Source organism: Brevundimonas sp. (assembly GCF_041648115.1).
Taxonomy (GTDB): domain Bacteria; phylum Pseudomonadota; class Alphaproteobacteria; order Caulobacterales; family Caulobacteraceae; genus Brevundimonas.
On the sequence record NZ_JBAZPR010000009.1, the window covers coordinates 18,491 to 36,464 of the forward strand.

Sequence of the window (17,974 nt, forward strand, 5' to 3'; positions counted from 1 at the left end):
AGGCGAACTGGCTGGGGCCGTCCCGCACCGGTTGCAGGCGACCAGCCGGCAAAAGCGTCCCGCACGAAGTCGAACAGGAGGATCGACTCCGGTCGGAGTGCGATCATAGACTGCGACGCGGCGGGCTCCGGAACGGATAGGCCCCGATCCTGAGCCGGGGGACGCATGGCGTCGGCGACGACCAGGGCTGAAGCGTCCGGCTTCCGTACAGAAGTTCCAGGCCCGCCCCCTTCCTCGTCAACGCACCAAACGGCTTAAGGAGTCTTCGGGTCGATGAGACCAGTGCGAACCGCAAAGGCGACGGCCTCGATCCGGGTCCTGACACGGAGTTTGGCGCAGGTCTTCTCGATGTAGCTGTCCACAGTCCTCGGTGACAGACCGACGATCTGGCCAATGTCGGCGGAGCTCTTGCCCCGACTGACCCACAACAGGCATTCGGATTCGCGCGGGCTCAACGGCGCCGGGTCACGGGGCTGGGGTGAGGTTCCGCATTCCATGAAAGCTCCTTGGGTGTTCATGATTCACGTTGGGCGGGAATCGCGGTTTCTGGCAACGACAGTGAATTGCGGAGCGCCCGCCAAAAACTTGCGGAGCGGGAGCGATGCGGGTTGCGACCGGGTGCGGCTTGCACATGCAGCCCCTTTGATTCATGCTTCCGTCGCCGACGCCTGCGTTGGTGGGGCCTGGAATCCCCTGTGCGACATCAAATCATCGACGACCCCGTGCGTGGCGCGGATGTCGGTTACCGACGCCTGAGGGGGCGTGTGCTGACGCGCGCGTATCCGCTCGCGCCGTCTCGCCCGGATTCCGGACCTCTTTTGAAGAGGCCGGAGAGCCGTGGTGGCAGACACGAAACAGCTGGGGGTGGAGGGGCAGGACGGTTTGAACCGTCTGTACCGTCAGTACGCCGTCTGGCTGCGGCGACGCCTGCGCGCGCGGATCGGCGCCGATGCGGCGGCCGATGTCGTCCAGGAAACCTACATCCGGGCCGCGCCGTACGCGCTCGCCGACATCCGGCACCCGAAGGCCTTTCTCCTGCGGATCGCCATGAATCTGTTGCGCGACGAGAGCCGTCGGCAGGGCCGGCACCAGCGTTATACCGAAACCACGGCGGCCCCGGAGAGCGAGGCCGCGTCACAGATTGACGCGCTGCTGCTATCGGAGATGATCCGTTCGATGCCGGCGCTCTACCGGAACGTCTTCGTTCTCAACCGCTTTGGCGGTATGACCTATCCCGAGATCGCCCGGACGCTCGACATCAGCGTAAAGACCGTGGAGTGGCGGATGGCCCGGGCGCTCGAGTACTGCGCGTCTCGGCTGGACCTTTAGGCAGGACGGATGACGATCGAGGCGGATGCCGACATCAGGCGCAAGGAAGCCGTCGAGTGGTTCGCTCGGCTCAATCAGCGCAAGGTCACGACGGCCGACGTGCGCGGTTTCAGCGACTGGCGACGCGACCCCGAAAACGCGCGAGCCTTCCAGAAGGTTGAGACGATGTGGGAGGCGGCGGGCGCCCTCGCCGGCAATCCCGACATGGCCGCCCTGACGGCCGAGGCGGTTCGCAGCGGCAAGGGGCGCAGACGGGCGACATCCGGCCTCCTCGTTCCACTAGGCGTGGCGGGGGCGGTGGCGGTCTGCGTGGTCAGCCTCGTCTGGTTTCAGCAACGCCCAGCATCCTACACGACGGAGATTGGCGAGCAGCGAACCGTCCAGCTGGACGACGGCTCGCGGATCGTTCTCGATACAAACTCGGCCGTCGCGGTCCGATACACGCGGGAAAGCCGCTCGGTCACCCTGACGTCCGGCCAGGCCATGTTCGAGGTCGAAGGCGATCCCCAGCGTCCTTTCATCGTGGCGGCGGGCGACACCCGTGTCACCGCCTTGGGTACGAGGTTCGACGTCCGTCGATCCGGGTCCGGGGCGCGTGTCATTCTCGTCTATGGTCGCGTGGCCGTTCGGCAGGAGGTGGCGCGTCCTTCCGGGTGGTCCCTCGAGCCGGGCCAGCAGGTGACCACATCGGCCGACAAGCCACGCGTGATCGAGGCCAACGTCCCCGCCGCGACCAGCTGGACGGTGGGACGGCTAACCTTCGAGAGCACGCCCATCTCGGTCGCCGTCGCGGAAGTGAACCGTTACAGCCGCGAGCCGATCGAACTGCGCGACCCCCGAATCTCTGAAATCCGGGTCAGCGGTGTCTTCAACGCAGGGGACATCGACGGATTCGTCGCCGCACTGACAGATCTCTATCCGCTTGAGGCGACCCGAAGCCCCGACGGTCGTATCGTCCTGGCTGGCGGCACCTGAAAAAATAATCTGCCCCCGGACTTAGGGGAAAGCCCGCGACCCAACGTCTCCTCCCCGCCCCGCAAGTTCGCGGGTAACTAACGGGGGAAACCATGGGCCACGGATACACTTCAACCGCGCTTGCCGCGCTGATGATGGCAGTCACGACGCCGGTCATCGCACAGTCGCCGGACAGCGTCCGGCGGTTCGACATCGCTGCCGGGCCGCTCGAACGCACCCTGCCCGCCTTCGGTCGCCAAAGCGGGCTTCAGATTCTGTATCCGAGTGCGCTTGTCGCCGGTCGCCAGTCCCCGGCCGTCAGCGGGGACTACACGCCGGAGGCAGCTCTCCAGCTGATCCTTCGGGAATCCGGGCTGACCTACCGGCAGAGCCGTCCCACAGTCTTCGTTCTCGTCGATCCTTCGTCCCGCGCCGAGACCGGTCCGACGACCGAACTGGATGAGGTGGTGGTCACCGGCACCTATCTGCGCGGCGCCGACAGTCCCTCGCCTGTGACGATCGTCACCCAGGCGGATGTCGACCGGCAGGGGCGCGGCACAGTCGCCGAAACCCTGGCGGCCATGCCTCAGAACTTCACCGGCGCGGCCCATGAAGGATCGACCAACACCGGAGCCGATCGCTCGGGGCGCAATGTCGGCTCTGCAACCGGCGTCAACCTTCGCGGTCTCGGTGCGGATGCGACCCTGGTCCTCGTCAACGGCCGGCGGGTCGCGGGAACCGGGAACGCTGGAGACTTCGCCGATATCTCGAACATACCGTCCAGCGCCATCTCCCGAGCGGACGTGCTTCTCGACGGCGCATCGGCGCTCTACGGCGCGGACGCCGTAGGCGGTGTCGTCAACATCATCCTGAAGTCCCGCTTTGAAGGCGCCGAGACCCGTGTCCGGGTCGGCGGAACCAGTGACGGCGGAGCGGAGGAAATCCTCTTCTCTCATGCCGGGGGGCTTAGCTGGGGGAGCGGGAGCGTGGTGGCCGCCTACGAGTATCACGAACGCGGCGAGCTCAGGGGGGCAGACCGGGACGCGACTTCTGACGCCGATCTGCGGCGGTTCGGCGGGACCGATCACCGGCCCCTCATGGCTTCGCCCGGAAACATCGTCCGCCTCGATGTGGCCACGGCGACTTATGTGCCCCTTTTCGCAATCCCGGCCGGACAGGACGGTGTCGGCCTCACCCCCGGAGACTTTATCCCAGGTCAGGTAAACCGCACCAACCAGCTCGAAGGTCAGTGGTTCCTGCCACGGCAGGAGCGCCAGAGCCTCTTTCTGGCCGCCCGACAGGACCTCCCCGCCGGATTCAGCGTCGACGGAGATATCCGCTACACCCAACGTGACTTCTTCCTGAGCACGAGTGCAGACGCGGGAACGCTGACTGTCACGCGCGCCAACCCGTATTTCGTCTCGCCGAACGGCTCGGCCTCCCATGACATCGCCTACTCCTGGATCAACGACCTCGGACCAGGTCGCTCGGATGGCACCTCGACGAGTTTGGGCGGCGCGCTTGGCGTCTCCGGCGAACTGGTCGGATGGAACATTTCCGCCTACGCCAGTGGTGCGGAGGAAACGACTGGCCGTCGTCTTTCGAACCGGGTCCAGACCACATTCCTCCAGGAGGCTCTGGGAGCTCGGGCTGACATCCCCACCACGTCTTTCACGACAGCGGCAGACGGCTTCTTCAACCCCTTCGGTGGCCCGGCCGCGAACTCGGCGGCGATCCTTGCGCACATTGGCTCCGGCTACACCGACACCGAATGGGTGAGCACGGTCGCCTCGTTCAACGTCAAGGTTGATGGCACAATCCTTGATCTTCCCGGCGGTCCGTTGCGGGCCGCATTCGGCCTGGACTTCCGCGCTGAGCAGTTCGAGACGGGGGGCGAAAGCTTTCTGTCAGGCACCGCGCCTCGCGTGACCGCGCCGGTGTCCTACGAACGGGATGTATCGTCGGCCTTTGCCGAACTCCGGATCCCGTTCGTCGGTCCGGAGAACGCACGCGCCGGCATCGAGCGACTGGAGCTGTCACTGGCTGGCCGGGTGGAGGACCATGAGCGGGTCGGGAGCACAGGCAATCCCAAAGTCGGTTTGTTGTACGGCCCAACGTCCGATCTGCTGCTGCGCGCGTCGTGGGGTACGTCCTTTCGCGCGCCATCCCTGAGGGAGCTGCAGAGCACCTACCAGATCGGCCCGTCGTTCCTGAGCAGAGGTGGGGGGAACGTCCTGACGCTCATCCAGTACGGCGGAAACCCCGACCTCCGACCGGAGACTGCGGAGTCCACCACGGCGGGCTTCGTCTGGACACCGGCGGCTTATGAAGGCCTCCGGCTCGAAGGAAGCTGGTTCAGGACGCGGTTCAACGACCGTATCGGCAATCCCATCATCCAGAATCTCGCCAATGCCCTGAACGATCCGTCCCTTGCGCCCTTCGTTCGAAATGTCTCGCCCACGACGTCCGCCGACGACCGGGCGCTCGTGCAGTCGCTGCTCGATCATCCCGGCAACTTCAATCCGACGGTCTTCCCGGCGACATCGTATGGCGTGATCGTCGATAACCGCTTCGTCAACGCTGCAGGTGTCGATGTTGAAGGTCTGGACCTGTCGGCGCGTTACCGCTTCGAAGTGTCGGACTGGCAGGCAACGATCGACGGAACGGTCACTCATCTCCTGACCAATGACCGCAAGGTCACCACGGCCGCGCCGGTTGAAGACCTTCTCGGCGACCCGAACTTTCCGGCGCAATGGCGCGGTCGCGTCGGGACCCAATGGGTGCGGGGGCCGCTGAGCCTGGGATTGATCGCGAATTACGTCGGCGGGGGCCGCGACCCTCTGACCAACCGTCAGATCGACGACTGGACCACCTTCGACGGTCAGGTCCGCTACGACTTCGCCACAGATTGGGGCGAAGGACTTTCCCTCGCTCTGAACATTCTGAATGTCGCCAACGCGACGCCGCCATTCTACGATTCGCCCAACGGGGTCGGTTTCGACGGGGCCAATACGAACGCGCTCGGGCGGCAGGTCTCGCTCCAGCTCACCAAGCGCTGGTGATCGATCATGCGCATCACGCTGATCAGCGCGCTGAGCGCGCTTGCCCTGGCCTGCCCGTCGTCGGTGCTTTCTGAACCCCTGACGCTCGAAACCCTGCTCGGCCTCGAGACCTTCGGACGCATCGAGATTGACCCTTCCGGCTCCGTCGCCGTTTTTGAGGAACGCCGCGCGAGAGGCGATCTTCCACGCTACGATCTGCAGCCCGAGGGCGCTGTCCGGTATGCGAGAATTTACCGGTTCAACACTGAGGCCCCATCGGAGATCCGCCCTCTTCTGCCGATGGAAGACGACGCGGGGTACACCATGGGGCCATTCTCCGCGGACGGTTCCCGGCTGGTTGTCTTTCGCCTTCAGGACCTGACGTTCCGGCTCGGAATCGTAGACCTGCGGGCTGGCACCGTCACCTGGAGCGATCTTTCGCCTGAGAGCGGCGCATGGGGGCGATCGGTCCAATGGATTTCGGACAACGAGCTTCTCGTACTCGGCATGCCGGACGGCGCCTTGCCGCCCCGTCTCGCGATGCAGAACGCCACCCAGACCCGCCTCCCTGGTCTCTGGGCGCAAGCCGCTCGAGGAGAGCCTGCCTTCGTCTCGGTCGGACAGGGCGCCTCGGCGGAGGTCCGCGAGACCCGCATCCTGTGGCGAGTGAACGCCGACACGGGGGATGCAGTCGTTCTGACACAGGGCGAGTTCCTGGATTTCGAAGCGTCGCCGGACGGAAGCCAGGTCGCTGTGCTGAGAGACGGTCCCTTGGCGCCTCCCCCCGGGCTCGACATGTCGACCGAGCTTCGCAGGGGGCGTTCATTGCGTCTTGTCGACACGCAGACGGGACTGTCAGTCGATCCTCCCGAGGCCGCAGACATTTCCACCAGCCTGCTCGGCTGGTCTGCGGATTCCTCGGCTCTTCTGGTGATGGACATCGGCGCAGCGCCCGCCCGTCTTCTCTCAGTCACCCCTTTGGGCGCGGTTCAGGATCGGACGCCGGCCGGGGTTACGCCTGATACGACAGTCGATGTCTTCGCAAGCCCCACGGCGCATGCCGCCTGGCTGGGCGACGGCGCCGTCGTTCGCGGAAGACGAAACGGACGGTTGGGCTGGTGGACTCAACGGGGGACGGAAGTCGCCGCTGTCAGAAATCTGAGTGAGGGCGGCCGGGTGTTAGCACAGGGTCAAGAGGCTGCTCTTCTTGAAGATCGCGGCCGTATTCTTCGCCTTCGACCCGATTTGTCATCGGAAGACCTCGGCCCGACAGGCAGCCTGTCACGCCCTTTGGGGATCTTCGGACATCGGCGCGCGACAGATCCAATGGGCGCCGACCAGGCGGAGGTCATTGCAGAAGGCGGCCGTCTGTGTCGCGTCTTCGCGGACGCCCAACCCTCACCGTCCACGTGCGTCGCCGCGTCGCCCGGCGCCAGCATCAACTGGGACCGCCAGATCAGTGTCGGCATTGGACGGGAAGGCCGCGCCCTCGACCGTCTTGAAATCCGCAGAGATGCAGGATCGGAGATCATTCGACGTCTCAATCCGGAGCTGGAGAATGTATATGTTCCGGAGCCCCACCTGATCACGGGCCCGACCGGAGCGCGAGGCTGGCTTTATCTGCCCGAGACCGCGACGGGCGAGCCCCCGCCGGTGATCGTCATTCCCTACCCGGGCAAGGCCTACCCCACCGCCCCTCGGGCCATGAGTCCCCAGGCGGTCCAGATGACACTGAATGGGGGGCTACTGGTCGCAGCGGGCTATGCGGTGATCTATCCGGATCTGCCCACGAACGCCGAACCGTCGGCCGGCCTCGCGGAGCGGATCCTGGCCGTCGTCGATGCGGCCGCCACGGATCGCTTGATCGATGGCGATCGTATTGGCCTCTGGGGCCACAGCTTCGGAGCATGGTCAGTCGTGATGAGCGCCGCGCAGTCCTCACGTTTCAAGGCGGTCGTTGCAGTCAATGGCCCCTACAATCTGCCGCTCTTTCTGGCCGGCATGTCTCCGCACCAGAGAATGCAGGGTGGAAACACCATCGACGCTATCGGGGGTGCGCGGTGGCTGGAGACCGGCCAGGCCGGGATGGTTCAGGCCTACTGGAGTGATCCGGAGCGTTACAGACGGGGCAGCCCTTTTGAACACGCCGACCGGATCACAGCGCCTATCCTCCTGTTCCATGGTGAAATGGACATCGCGCCCGTACAGGCAGAGCAAATGTATGCCGCGCTTGTGCGTCTCCAGCGACCGGCAGCCCTGACCTACCTGTTCGGTGAGGATCACAGCATCCACAATCCGGGCAACGCCCGGATCTACTATGAGCAGCTGACCGCCTGGTTCGACCGGTACCTCAAACCCGAGACGACGCGATCCGGGCCTGCCATCGCCGCAGCCACGCTTCCGTCAACGCCAGAGTGAGCAATCGCGAGAACCCGCCTCGCCAGACCAGGGCCTCGCGCGTCATATCGTCCGCGAGACCCTGCGGCAGGAGTCCCGCACCGGCCAGCTCGCCGTCGAGCAGGTAGTTTCGGAGGAAGTCGAGGTTCCGGGCTACGGCTTCACCATAGAAGGCGCCCAGCTCTCCCTTGGATCGCCGGTTGAAGATGGAGGGCGGGATAACGTCGGCGTAGGCGGCTCGCGCCGCGTAACGGTCTCGCCCACCCCACGTGAGATCAACCGAGGACCAGGCCAGACCGGCCTCCATGACCGGTTGGCTCAGGAGGGGATTGACGCATGGCCCGTGCCGGCTACGCACGGCGCCTCCCTGATAGGCTTGGCCCTTGACCAGCCCCAGTATCTGCATCGCCTTCGCGGGGGGCACGCCCTTGAGGTCGTCGAGCCAAGGGTGTTTCCGGTCACTCATCAGTGTGTGATGGGCTCGGCGGGCCCTGAGCCAGGTCTTCGGCCACAGCGACTGGCCCGTCCAGCGCGCCGCGCCATGGAGAACTTCCGCACGCGCTCGCAGACCCCTCTCCTGCACTTCGTCGAACGCGATCAGGAAGGTCGGCATCTGAAAGAAGACCACGTCGCCACCCTGCCCCGTTAGAGAGCCCCAGGCGCCCGAACTCTGCACCCTGGCCGCAATGTCATCGTTGTAGTCGGTGTCGAGGTCGTTGACCGGTGGCCGAAAACTGTCGGCCGACTCCGCGAGGCGGGGCGCCGAAAGCGTCAATCCATCCCGTCTCACCTCCGTGAGCCGGTAGCCGTATCGCTCGACCACAGGGCGCGCGAACTCGCGTTCGTCTCCTTCCGGGTCGTCCACGAAATGATTGACCCAGTGCGTGACCCGGGCCCGCTGGTGATCACTGAGCGCGCCTGCCACGATCGCCGAGTCCAGCCCACCGCTGACTTCTGCGACCCAGTTTCGGTCCCCCGCCAGTGCTTGCACCGCCCGATCGACCACCTCGCGAAGATCTGGTCGACGCCGATCCCGCGCGGTCCGGTAGACTTCGGATGGACGCCAGATTTGTCGGGACCGGACACCGGCTGGACCGATGCTGAGCAGTGCGCCGGAGGCCACCGGCGTGAACCCTGACAAAGCCAGTTCGTGGCGATAGCCGCCGCTCCTTCGCATGAGCCCTTTCACCGAGCCCCAGTCGATGGCGAGGTCATCAGGCATAAGACAGTTCAGGGCGGGCGGGGCGTTCGGCGCGATTACGCTCACGCCGTCCTTTCGCCAGGTCACCGCCTCGACGGCTCCGGATGGATCGCGCAGGATCGCTACATCGCCTGAGGTCCGACGAATGAGCACGTAGCGGCCCCAGCAGGAGGACACGATGTCCGTCGCGCGGTCTGCGTCGAGAGCGCGGCAGGCCATGACGCCCCTCTCGGCGGTCGAGAGCGGTCGCCCGGCGTGATCAAACATCTCGCCGATGATGGCGCCGTGGCCGTCGAGAGCCGCCACAATATCAAGCCTGGAGGTAGAGGGCGCATAGACCGCGATGAAGGGGTCGGCCACGCGGCGGCTCCACCCTGCCCCGGCGAGGCGGCGAGCGTTGGACCGGGACAGCGCCTCCAGCGCTGCGGCATTGTCCCCCACCAGAACGACATAGGCGTCCGCGGTCATGGTCAGATCGCCATGATGGGACGGTATATCGTCAGGGTATCCGGAGCCTGGCTCACGCAATGCTCGCCCACCTGGAGCCAGCAGTGCGCAAGGAACGGCCACACCCTGACGCCGAAGACCCACTCTGCATCCAGGTCTGCAGCGTTCAGGAACCGAAGCAGGAGTTCAGCCTGAAACAGGCAGGCGCCGACGGCCGGCGCATAGGGAAGCATCTGACGAAACAGGCCGACGCGCGAAGAGAGGGCCATGAGGTCATCCCGACGGCCACGTCGCCCGTAGACCTGGCGTGAGAGATCCTGAAGCGTCGGCTTGCGTCGCACCGTGTCTGCCCAAAGGATGGCGAATGTGGCCATGTCCCCGGCAGTGGGTCTGCCAACCGGCGCCTCCGGAAGTCGTCGAAGCGGAACTGACGGCGGCGGCAGGCGATGACGTTGCGTCCGGCCCGACTGGAGAAGCTCGCCGGCGGCCAGATCCAGCATCAGATCCATCGGTGCCTGCAGGTTCCCTCCCTCGACACGCACGTCGCCGCACTCCGGGACGAGAAGATAACCGTCCGTCGCCAGATCGAGCAGGACCAGATCCGACCCTACCTTCACCGCGTGAACCGCCTCGTCGAGCTCTCCGCGCTCGAGATGATCCTGGAATGGATTTGAGATGGCGGTCTGCATGTGGTTGTCCCGAACGAGATCTGACTGTCATTGGGCTTCGCGGGAGGGGGGCAGATCGGGCCGTCAACGATGACGGCCCGTCCGTAGTCAGCCGACCGGCATGTCCCACTTCATGTGGGAGTTGAGCTCGACCAGCTCGCCGTCCAATGCGGCGCGTGTCAGGCGTCGCGCGTGACCCAGCCGCAGCACTCGGTTGGTGGCTTTCATCGCCATTCTCCGTGTTGTCGTGACACCCCTCATGTTCGACGCCTCGTTCGGGGCATTCCGGGCGTCCGGGCCGCCCTCGCGGACGGCCCTCTCCGTCAGGCGCCCGGCGTGATGTCGTAGCGCTCGATGCCGTTCAGTTCGACGAACTCGCCTTCGACGCCAGCGCGGGTGAGCTGGCGAGCGGCGCCCAGGCGAACGAGGCGCGAGATGCTCTTGGTGGTCATAGTCGTCTCCTCTTTCTGAAGGTCGACAGAAGGTCGACGACGGACCATCAGCGCCCGATCCCAAATCGATTCAAACGATATTGCGCGTATATTCCGAGTGGCCGGGATCGAGCCGGCGGACGCGGGCGGCCAGCATGCCGGCAGCGATCCGCCACCGCGCGTAGTAGGCGCCCAGACGATCGTCGCTCTCCGCGGCCGCTGGTTGCGCCGGCGCCTCGCCGAGGCGACGCAGGGGCGCCAGCCGGCTGCGGACGCGCAGGAGGCTCTCGATCAGCGGCTGGCTTTCGCAATGCGCCATGACATCGGCGATCCACAGTTCAATCGTCGGATCAGTCGCGTCGATCGGATCGGCCAGTCCGGTGTCCCGCGCAGCAAGTCTGACATGGATGGCTTCCAGGTCCAGAAGGCCGAGGATGTCCTCGAGCGGCGTTGGGCGGGTGAAGTAACCAAGGCCTCTGCGATCCTCGACAAGGCCCTCGCCGCAAAGCCGTGAAAGCGCTTCGCGAACAGGACTGGTGCTGAGGCTGAGCGAAGCGGCGATATCAGCCACCGACAGGTGTTGGCCCGGCGCGAGACCGCCCTCGATGGCCGTGCGCAGACTCGCCAGCGCCATGCCGAAGGGATCACGCTGTCTCACCAAGGCCTCGCAACGTTCGGCACAGGTCCCCGTAGACGGACGACCGGCGGATTCGGGGGCACGCACGCGGGAGAGTGGCGTCTATACTGGTCTCCGCAAGAATATTGCGTCATGGCCGCAGCTTTTATGCTGTTGATCTTTATAGGCTTTCATTTGACGCAGGTCTGAGGCATTTTTCAACCTGTAGGGGTGCAGAGGTATTGATCGCGTGTTGTGGATGACGGGGGCATAGATCGACAGATGGACTCCCGGCACCGTTCATCCCCCAACGCCGTCCTCTCCTCGAGCCTGCGGCTGATCCGAAGCCATCGGCGCATGCGTACGATCGACGTCGCCCAGGGAATGAACATGGCGCTCCGGTCCTACGAGCATTTCGAGTCCGGGGCGGGCCGTATCAACATCGAACGTATCCACCGCTTCGCCGAGGTGACCGACAGCGATCCACACGGGATCCTAGCCGCACTCGCGATCGGATCGCCCGCCTTCGCCTTGCGGTGCGCCGACAACAAACTGGCGACCATTATGGCCGTGGTGCTGCAGGAGTTTGACGAAGAAGCGGGCGACGCCATCATCGATCTCGATGCCCGCACCCTGATCAACACCTTCACCAAGACCCTGAAGGATCTGGCCGTCCAGTCCGTCCATCGCGACGCCGAGGCTGACGCCTGGCTCGAGGAGCGCCGGGCGAAGCTGATGCGGCCCGTGCGGGAAGACGGCAGCTGAGGTCGATCCGCTCCACCGTAGGCCTTCGGTCGTAAGGTTGCGGACTTTTCGCCGACCGGTTCCGCGCGGTTGGATGGTCCATGACCCGCGTCCCGATCCCCAAGGGCTCGACGTCCTCCCTCGTTGACGCCCTCTCGGACCGCCAGTTCGAATGCCTTTGCCTGGCGGCGTCCGGCCTCGCCTCCGCCGGCATAGCCGAGCGGATCGGCATATCCCCTCGCACGGTTGACGAGCATCTGGCCGCCGCCTGCGAGGCGCTCGGCGTTCGCACCCGCATCCAGGCGGTCGCGCGCCTCGCCATGGACGCCCGCGCCGCGGGGGAGCCCCGAATCTTCCTACCGTAGATCTCCGACGGAGCGCTCACGGGTCGCAGGGGGCGTCGCGCATCTGGTGAGGTGGAGCCTGCTCGCCGGAGGACCCGATGCTCGAACTCGCCGCCGTTCTCGCCCTTGCCCAGGCCTGCGCCCCCTCGGTGGCGCCTGAAACCCTGGCGGCGATCGCTCACGTCGAGAGCCGCTTCGACCCGCTTGCGATCGGAGTGAACCGCGGCGGACAGCGGCCACGACGCGCACGCGACGCGGCGGAAGCTTCGCGGGTCGCCCGGGAGTTGCTGGCCCGTGGCGCGAACATCGATCTCGGTCTGGCGCAGATCAACAGCAGCAACCTGTCCTGGCTGGGCCTGTCAGTCGAAGACGCGTTCGACCCGTGCCGCAATCTCGAAGCGGCCTCGACGGTCCTGAGAGCCGGTTATCGCGTCTCTGGCGACACAGCGGCTGACCGCCAGTCCGCGCTACGGATCGCCCTGTCCCGCTACAACACGGGCGACGCCGGCAGAGGCTTCCGGAACGGCTATGTCGGACGGGTCGAAGCGGCGTCCGTAACGCTGCGGCTGGCCGCGCCCCCAAGGCCACAGCCGCAGCCGACGCTCTTTGCCGTCGGTGCCCAGCCCGCCCCAGTTCCGTTCACGGTCGCGCCCTCGCCGGCCTGGGACATCTTCGGCCGCCCCGCCGCCGAACTCGTCGTCTTTTCAACCTCAGTCGAACGGTGAACCCGATGACCTCCAACGTGCATGCTCGCCGGCCGGCCCGGCATCTCGGGGCGCTCGTTTGCATCGCCCTCGCCACAACGGCCATCACGGCCCAGCCGGCCCTGGCGTCGGCGAACGTCGAGGGCCTGCTCCAGAACGTGGTGGACATGCTGACGGGCAACACCGCCCGACTGCTGGCGGTCCTGGCCGTCGTCGTCGTCGGCATCCTCTGGATGTTCGGTCTTTTCGACCTCAGACGCGCGGCGATTGTCGTCCTCGGGATCGTCGTGGTGTTCGGTGCGGCCGAGATCGTCAATCTGATCACCGGGGGCGCCTGATGCCGACCCCTGCGGCCATCACTCTTGGAACGGCGACCCTGGTGGTCGTGGCGCTCGGCCTGGCTCAGTTCCTTGGGCTGATTTCGCCGAAGCGGTTCGCCCAGCTGCTCGGCGGCGCGGCGTGCGGCCTCACCCTTGTCTGCACGGGCGTCTGGCTCGCCGATGGAGGCGGCCATGGGTGAGGAACGGCTGACCGAGGATCCCCTCTTCCTCGCCTGCACCCGCCCGGCGATGGTGATGGGCGTGCCGATGGAGGCGATGGGCGTCAACGTCATCGTCTCCGGCGTGGTCTTCCTGATCGGAGGAAGCCTGCTCTACCTGCTGGTCGCGCCCGCACTGCATCTGGTGTTCCGCGCCATCTGTCGTGCCGACCACAACGCCTTTCGTCTTCTCTTCGTTTACGTCGACACCAAGGGACGCAGCCGCAACGCCGCCCTGTGGGGCGGCAGTTCCGTTTCCCCTCTGCCGCTGGTGCGCCGTTACCGTCCTGCGGAGCTCATCCGTGGCTGACGACAGCATCTCCCCCGCCCGCCTGCGACGAGAAACCGAGGTCCGCTCCCAGCTTCCCTATGCGCGGCATTTGAACGACCATGTCGTCGCCCTCGACAGCGGCGCCCTGATGATGGTGTTTCAGGTCGGTGGCGCAAGCTTTGAGACGGCCGACGCCCGCGATCTCAACGACTGGCACGTCAAGCTGAACCAGGCCTGGCGCAATCTCGCAGACGACCGGCTCGCCGTCTGGCACCATATCGTCCGCCGGGAGGTCGCTCCCACGACCTCCGAGGGATACCGGTCGGCCTTCGCCGCCGGACTGGGCGCCGACTACGAGGCCCAGATGGCGGGCCGCCGCCTCTGGGTAAACGAGCTGTTCGTTACCCTCGTCCTGCATCCCGGACGAGACGGCGCAGACCGCGCCGCCGCCCTTATGCGACGGCTGCGTCAGGCGCGGCGCGATGATGGAGAGCTGATGACGGCCCAGGTCCGTCGGCTGGAAGAGGCCGGCCGTGACCTCGCCCAGTATCTGGACCGCTATTCGCCCCGGCGGCTGGGGCTCTTCGAGCGGGCAGGGCTTTGGTTCTCCGAGCCTCTCGAGATCATGGCCCTGATCCTCACAGGACGGCGTTCCCCCGCCCCTCTGGTTTTCGGCCACCTCGGCGCCGCCGCCTACACTGTCCGCGCGATCTTCGGACGCGAGACTCTGGAGTTGCGGGATACCGCGGGAGAACGGTTCGGCGGCATCCTCGCGATCAAGGAGTACCCGGCCACGACGCGGCCCGGTCTCTGGGACGCCCTGCTCAAGGCGCGGTTCGGCTTCGTGATGTCGCAGTCGTTCGCCTTCCTCTCCAAGCCGGCCGCGCGCGCCGTCATGGAGCGCAAGCAGAACCAGATGGTCTCGGCGAGGGACCGGGCCGTATCCCAGATCGCGGGCCTGTCGGAGGCGCTCGACGATCTCGTCAGCAACCGCTTCGTCATGGGCGAACACCAGGCGTCGATTGTGGTCCACGGCGACACGCCGGCCGATCTCGCCGATCATCTTTCGAAGGCGCGCGCCGTTCTGGCGGACTCTGGCCTGGTGGTCGCCCGCGAAGATCTCGGCCTGGAAGCCGCCTTCTGGTCCCAGTTCCCCGGGGTATTTTCGAAACGGACGCGGCCGGCGGCGATCACATCCCGGAATTTCGCCGCTCTGGCGCCCCTGCACGCTCATCCGGTCGGCAAGGCGGAAGGCAATCACTGGGGACCGGCCGTCGCCCGGCTCAGAACCACGGCCGGTTCGCCGTTTCATTTCAACTTTCATGTCGGCGACCTCGGCCACACCTTCATCTGCGGCCCGTCGGGCTCAGGAAAGACGGTGGTCCAGAACTTCATGCTCGCGCAGCTCGAGCGGTTCGGAGCCCAGCAGCTGTTCATCGACAAGGATCGCGGCGCCGAGATTTTCGTCCGCGCAAGCGGCGGCGCCTATCTCGCCCTGCGCAACGGGGAGCCGACCGGTTTCGCCCCCTTCAAGGCGCTCACCCCTTCCGCCGGCAACCGGGCGTTCCTGATCCGGCTGATCCGGACCCTGGTGACGCGCCCGGATGAAACCCTGAGCGTGGCGCAGGCGCGGGCCATCGACGAGGGCGTCATCGCCCTCGAGGCCCTCCCCCGCGAGCGCCGCTCGATCGCGGCCCTGCGAAGCCTGCTGGGCCAGGCGGATGCTGGAGGGATCGGCGCGCGGCTCGAGCGTTGGCAGAAGGGCGGTCCCCTTGGCTGGGTTCTCGACAACGACGAGGACGCGATCAGCCTCGACACCCGCTTCGCCGGCTTCGACATGACCCATGTGCTGGATCACGACGAGGTCCGCACGCCGGCGATGCTTTATCTCTTCCACCGGATCGCCGAGCGCGTCGATGGGCGCAGGCTGGTTCTCGACATCGACGAATTCTGGAAGGCGCTGGGCGACGCGGCCTTCACAGACCTTGCGCAGGACGGGCTGAAGACCTGGCGCAAGCAGAACGCCTTCATGGTCTTCGGCACCCAGTCGCCGGCCGACGTTCTCAGGTCACCGATCGCCCACGCGATTCTCGAGCAGTGCGCGACCAAGATCTTCCTGCCGAATGCGCACGGACAGGCGCGCGAATACGTCGAGGGATTCGGACTGACCCAGGAGGAATTCCGGCTCGTGCGCGAGGAGCTTACGCCCGAGTCGCACCGCTTTCTCGTCAAGCAGGGCCACGACAGCGTGGTCGTCGAGCTCGACCTTGCAGGTCAGGAGGACGTCCTGGCGATCCTCTCCGGCCGCGCCGAGACGGTCGCCCTGCTGGACCGGATCCGCGCCGAGGTCGGCGATGACTATGCGCAATGGCGCGCCCCCTTCCACGCCCAGAGGAGACTCTTGTGACCCTCCGTCATCTGGCGGCGTCAGCCGCACTCGCTTCCGCTCTGCTCTTCGGGGCGCCCGCCGCCCACGCCCAGTACGTCGTTCATGATCCCCGTGCGCTGGTCCAGATGATCGAGGATGCGCGAACCAGTCTTGAGCAGCTCCAGGCCCTGCAGGCGCAGATCGAGGAACAGCGCGCCCTGTTCGACAGCCTGAATGACCTGTCGGATGTGAATGGCCTGGCGATGGCGCTCGGCCTGCCCGAGGTCCGTAATCCCCTGCCCGACAGCCGCGCCCTGCGCGCCGCCGCCGACGGTGATCTAACCGCCCTGGGCGCGCTCGCCGACCGGGCCGGCGCGATCCGGCGCGAGACCCGACTGTTTACCCCCTCGTCCGGCGAACTGTCCGAGGCCGACGCCTATTATCGCGACAACCTCGAGCGGGCCGGCGCCCGGACCGCCCGTGACCTCGCGATCGGCGAGGCTGTCGGCGAGGCCTCCGACCGACGGCTGGAGGGCCTGGAGACCTTGCGGCGGGCGCTCGACACCGCTCCAAATGCACGGGCGGTGATGGACCTTGAGGCGCGTCTCGCCGCCGAGCAGGCGCTGATCCAGAACGAACAGCTGCGTCTCCAGGGCCTCGCGGTCACCCAGGCGGCCGAGGCCCGGCTTGAGGAACAGAGACACCGCGAGCGCGCAGAGGCGGCTCGCGCCGCCCGCCAGGCTACCTACGAACGGGCATTCCAGTGAACCGCGGCCCGGTGCCTGGACTGTTCTGGCTTTTGAGCCTCGCTGCCTGCTCCCCTGCGGAACGGGACGCTGCAGCATTCGCCGCCGACCCCGAAGCGGCCGTGCGCACGACCGCGGACTGTGACGCTGGCGAGCGGCGTCGCGACTGCACAGCCGCGCGCGAAGGTCTGGCCGAAGCGCGCCGTCGAGAACGCATGGACGCCTACGCCCGGACGTTCGGTGAGCCCTGATCATGTCCTTCCGCGTCTTCGAGCCCAGCTACGACTTCATCGACGAACGCCTCAATGTGTTCCTGGGGGAGCGGCTCTCGTCGGTCATCGCCGAGGTCGATGGCCCGTTGCGCGTTGCCCTGCTGCTTTATGTGGTGCTCTACGGCATCGCCATTCTGCGCGGGGCGATCAGCGAACCCGTGATGGATTTCGCCGTCCGCTCCATCAAGCTGGCCCTGCTCTACGCGCTCGCCACGACGCCGGCCTATTCGACCTTCGTCACCGAACCGCTGTTCACCAGCATGCCCAACGCCCTGACCCGTGCGGTGAGCGGATCCGAGACGCCCAGCGTCGGGGCCGCCTTCGACCAGTTCTTCGCCTACGCCGCCTGGCTCGGCGAGGACATTTCGCGCGATGCCTCGGCCTTCAATCCCGCGCCCTATATCGTCGCCGCCGCCGTGTTCATCATCGGCGCCCTAGCGGCGGCGCTCGGATTCGGCGTGGTTCTGATCGCCAAGCTGGCCCTGGCCCTGCTCGTCGCCCTCGGCCCGATCTTCATCGCCTGCGCCCTGTTCGACGCCACGCGCCGCTACTTCTTCGGGTGGCTCAGCCAGGCCGTGAACTATCTGGTCCTGTTCGCCCTGATCATCGTGATCTTCCAGCTGGTCCTGTCGCTGGTGCGCGATCAATGGGGCACGATCCAGGGATCCGATCCCATGATCGGCGGTCTGATCTTCATCGCCCTGTGCCTCCTGGGCGCGATCTTCTTCCTCCAGACACCCGCCATCGCGGCCGGCGTCGCGGGCGGCGCCAGCGCGGGTCTAGCCGACTTCGCCAATGCCGCCGCGCTGGGCTCTGGCTCGTCCGGACGCGCCCGGGGTCCCCTGGAGGCCAGCCGTCAGCCGCCGAAAGGCGGCGGGACCATCCGACCCAATGGAGCCTGAC

At 66.4% G+C, this 17,974-nt stretch carries 18 protein-coding genes; 13 read left to right on the top strand and 5 right to left on the bottom strand.

Translation table 11 applies throughout. From position 1 onward, the window contains the following. Window positions 1-254: 254 nt before the first annotated feature. On the bottom strand, window positions 255-518 hold the full coding sequence (locus tag WC597_RS09435; protein ID WP_372693091.1) for a helix-turn-helix transcriptional regulator: 264 nt from the start codon (window positions 516-518) through the stop codon (window positions 255-257). A gap of 322 nt (window positions 519-840) precedes the next feature. On the opposite strand from WC597_RS09435, the gene WC597_RS09440 reads away from it, so the two are divergent. The 4 genes from WC597_RS09440 (at window position 841) to WC597_RS09455 (ending at window position 7,742) form a co-directional block, all read left to right on the top strand. Next, a complete protein-coding gene (locus WC597_RS09440; protein ID WP_339870533.1) occupies window positions 841-1,329 on the top strand; it encodes an RNA polymerase sigma factor in 489 nt (162 codons plus the stop codon). A 9-nt stretch (window positions 1,330-1,338) separates the two neighbouring features. After that, entirely contained in the window at window positions 1,339-2,304 is a 966-nt protein-coding gene (locus tag WC597_RS09445; protein ID WP_372693092.1) for a FecR domain-containing protein, read from the top strand. A gap of 92 nt (window positions 2,305-2,396) precedes the next feature. Beyond that, window positions 2,397-5,345 (top strand): TonB-dependent receptor domain-containing protein, encoded by a 2,949-nt coding sequence (locus tag WC597_RS09450; protein WP_372693093.1) that lies wholly within the window; start codon window positions 2,397-2,399, stop codon window positions 5,343-5,345. Window positions 5,346-5,351: 6 nt separating this feature from the next. Continuing rightward, window positions 5,352-7,742, top strand: a complete 2,391-nt coding sequence (locus WC597_RS09455; protein ID WP_372693094.1) for a prolyl oligopeptidase family serine peptidase — start codon at window positions 5,352-5,354, stop codon at window positions 7,740-7,742. Here WC597_RS09455 and WC597_RS09460 read toward each other — a convergent pair. The 4 genes from WC597_RS09460 to WC597_RS09475 form a co-directional block, all read right to left on the bottom strand. Continuing rightward, complete coding sequence (locus tag WC597_RS09460; RefSeq protein WP_372693095.1) at window positions 7,675-9,390, bottom strand: asparagine synthase-related protein; 1,716 nt, start codon at window positions 9,388-9,390, stop codon at window positions 7,675-7,677. The genes WC597_RS09455 and WC597_RS09460 overlap by 68 nt on opposite strands. Before the next feature lie 2 nt (window positions 9,391-9,392). Then, window positions 9,393-10,058: a lasso peptide biosynthesis B2 protein gene (locus WC597_RS09465; RefSeq protein WP_372693096.1), complete on the bottom strand. Its 666-nt coding sequence runs from the start codon at window positions 10,056-10,058 to the stop codon at window positions 9,393-9,395. Window positions 10,059-10,360: 302 nt separating this feature from the next. Further along, entirely contained in the window at window positions 10,361-10,489 is a 129-nt protein-coding gene (locus WC597_RS09470; protein WP_293826810.1) for a hypothetical protein, read from the bottom strand. Between the two features lie 70 nt (window positions 10,490-10,559). After that, window positions 10,560-11,126 carry a GntR family transcriptional regulator gene (locus WC597_RS09475; RefSeq protein WP_372693097.1) on the bottom strand — a complete coding sequence of 189 codons (567 nt, stop codon included), beginning with the start codon at window positions 11,124-11,126 and terminating at the stop codon, window positions 10,560-10,562. Window positions 11,127-11,366: 240 nt separating this feature from the next. On the opposite strand from WC597_RS09475, the gene WC597_RS09480 reads away from it, so the two are divergent. From WC597_RS09480 to WC597_RS09520, 9 genes are all read left to right on the top strand, one after another. Beyond that, complete coding sequence (locus WC597_RS09480; protein WP_372693098.1) at window positions 11,367-11,849, top strand: XRE family transcriptional regulator; 483 nt, start codon at window positions 11,367-11,369, stop codon at window positions 11,847-11,849. A gap of 80 nt (window positions 11,850-11,929) precedes the next feature. After that, on the top strand, window positions 11,930-12,193 hold the full coding sequence (locus WC597_RS09485; RefSeq protein ID WP_339870541.1) for a helix-turn-helix transcriptional regulator: 264 nt from the start codon (window positions 11,930-11,932) through the stop codon (window positions 12,191-12,193). Window positions 12,194-12,270: 77 nt separating this feature from the next. After that, the gene (locus WC597_RS09490; protein WP_339870542.1) at window positions 12,271-12,897 is read left to right on the top strand and encodes a lytic transglycosylase domain-containing protein; all 627 of its coding nucleotides are present in this window, start codon (window positions 12,271-12,273) and stop codon (window positions 12,895-12,897) included. 5 nt (window positions 12,898-12,902) lie between these two features. Beyond that, the gene (locus WC597_RS09495) at window positions 12,903-13,214 is read left to right on the top strand and encodes a TrbC/VirB2 family protein (protein ID WP_339870543.1); all 312 of its coding nucleotides are present in this window, start codon (window positions 12,903-12,905) and stop codon (window positions 13,212-13,214) included. Further along, the gene (locus WC597_RS09500) at window positions 13,214-13,396 is read left to right on the top strand and encodes a hypothetical protein (protein WP_339870544.1); all 183 of its coding nucleotides are present in this window, start codon (window positions 13,214-13,216) and stop codon (window positions 13,394-13,396) included. Before WC597_RS09495 ends, WC597_RS09500 begins: the two co-directional genes overlap by 1 nt. Next, complete coding sequence (locus WC597_RS09505) at window positions 13,389-13,724, top strand: type IV secretion system protein VirB3 (protein ID WP_339870545.1); 336 nt, start codon at window positions 13,389-13,391, stop codon at window positions 13,722-13,724. The genes WC597_RS09500 and WC597_RS09505 overlap by 8 nt, the downstream gene beginning before the upstream one ends. Continuing rightward, on the top strand, window positions 13,717-16,092 hold the full coding sequence (locus WC597_RS09510; protein WP_372693099.1) for a VirB4 family type IV secretion/conjugal transfer ATPase: 2,376 nt from the start codon (window positions 13,717-13,719) through the stop codon (window positions 16,090-16,092). Before WC597_RS09505 ends, WC597_RS09510 begins: the two co-directional genes overlap by 8 nt. Beyond that, window positions 16,089-16,820, top strand: a complete 732-nt coding sequence (locus WC597_RS09515; RefSeq protein WP_372693100.1) for a type IV secretion system protein — start codon at window positions 16,089-16,091, stop codon at window positions 16,818-16,820. The genes WC597_RS09510 and WC597_RS09515 overlap by 4 nt, the downstream gene beginning before the upstream one ends. 232 nt (window positions 16,821-17,052) lie before the next feature. After that, on the top strand, window positions 17,053-17,973 hold the full coding sequence (locus tag WC597_RS09520; RefSeq protein ID WP_372693101.1) for a type IV secretion system protein: 921 nt from the start codon (window positions 17,053-17,055) through the stop codon (window positions 17,971-17,973). Window position 17,974: the final 1 nt, after the last annotated feature.

Coding starts and splice junctions, on each gene's coding strand:
- WC597_RS09490 (WP_339870542.1), top strand. CDS start 12,271: ATGCTCGAACTCGCCGCCGTTCTCGCCCTTGCCCAGGCCTGCGCCCCC.
- WC597_RS09460 (WP_372693095.1), bottom strand. CDS start 9,390: ATGACCGCGGACGCCTATGTCGTTCTGGTGGGGGACAATGCCGCAGCG.
- WC597_RS09520 (WP_372693101.1), top strand. CDS start 17,053: ATGTCCTTCCGCGTCTTCGAGCCCAGCTACGACTTCATCGACGAACGC.
- WC597_RS09480 (WP_372693098.1), top strand. CDS start 11,367: ATGGACTCCCGGCACCGTTCATCCCCCAACGCCGTCCTCTCCTCGAGC.
- WC597_RS09455 (WP_372693094.1), top strand. CDS start 5,352: ATGCGCATCACGCTGATCAGCGCGCTGAGCGCGCTTGCCCTGGCCTGC.
- WC597_RS09465 (WP_372693096.1), bottom strand. CDS start 10,058: ATGCAGACCGCCATCTCAAATCCATTCCAGGATCATCTCGAGCGCGGA.
- WC597_RS09450 (WP_372693093.1), top strand. CDS start 2,397: ATGGGCCACGGATACACTTCAACCGCGCTTGCCGCGCTGATGATGGCA.
- WC597_RS09435 (WP_372693091.1), bottom strand. CDS start 518: ATGAACACCCAAGGAGCTTTCATGGAATGCGGAACCTCACCCCAGCCC.
- WC597_RS09505 (WP_339870545.1), top strand. CDS start 13,389: ATGGGTGAGGAACGGCTGACCGAGGATCCCCTCTTCCTCGCCTGCACC.
- WC597_RS09500 (WP_339870544.1), top strand. CDS start 13,214: ATGCCGACCCCTGCGGCCATCACTCTTGGAACGGCGACCCTGGTGGTC.
- WC597_RS09495 (WP_339870543.1), top strand. CDS start 12,903: ATGACCTCCAACGTGCATGCTCGCCGGCCGGCCCGGCATCTCGGGGCG.
- WC597_RS09470 (WP_293826810.1), bottom strand. CDS start 10,489: ATGACCACCAAGAGCATCTCGCGCCTCGTTCGCCTGGGCGCCGCTCGC.
- WC597_RS09445 (WP_372693092.1), top strand. CDS start 1,339: ATGACGATCGAGGCGGATGCCGACATCAGGCGCAAGGAAGCCGTCGAG.
- WC597_RS09485 (WP_339870541.1), top strand. CDS start 11,930: ATGACCCGCGTCCCGATCCCCAAGGGCTCGACGTCCTCCCTCGTTGAC.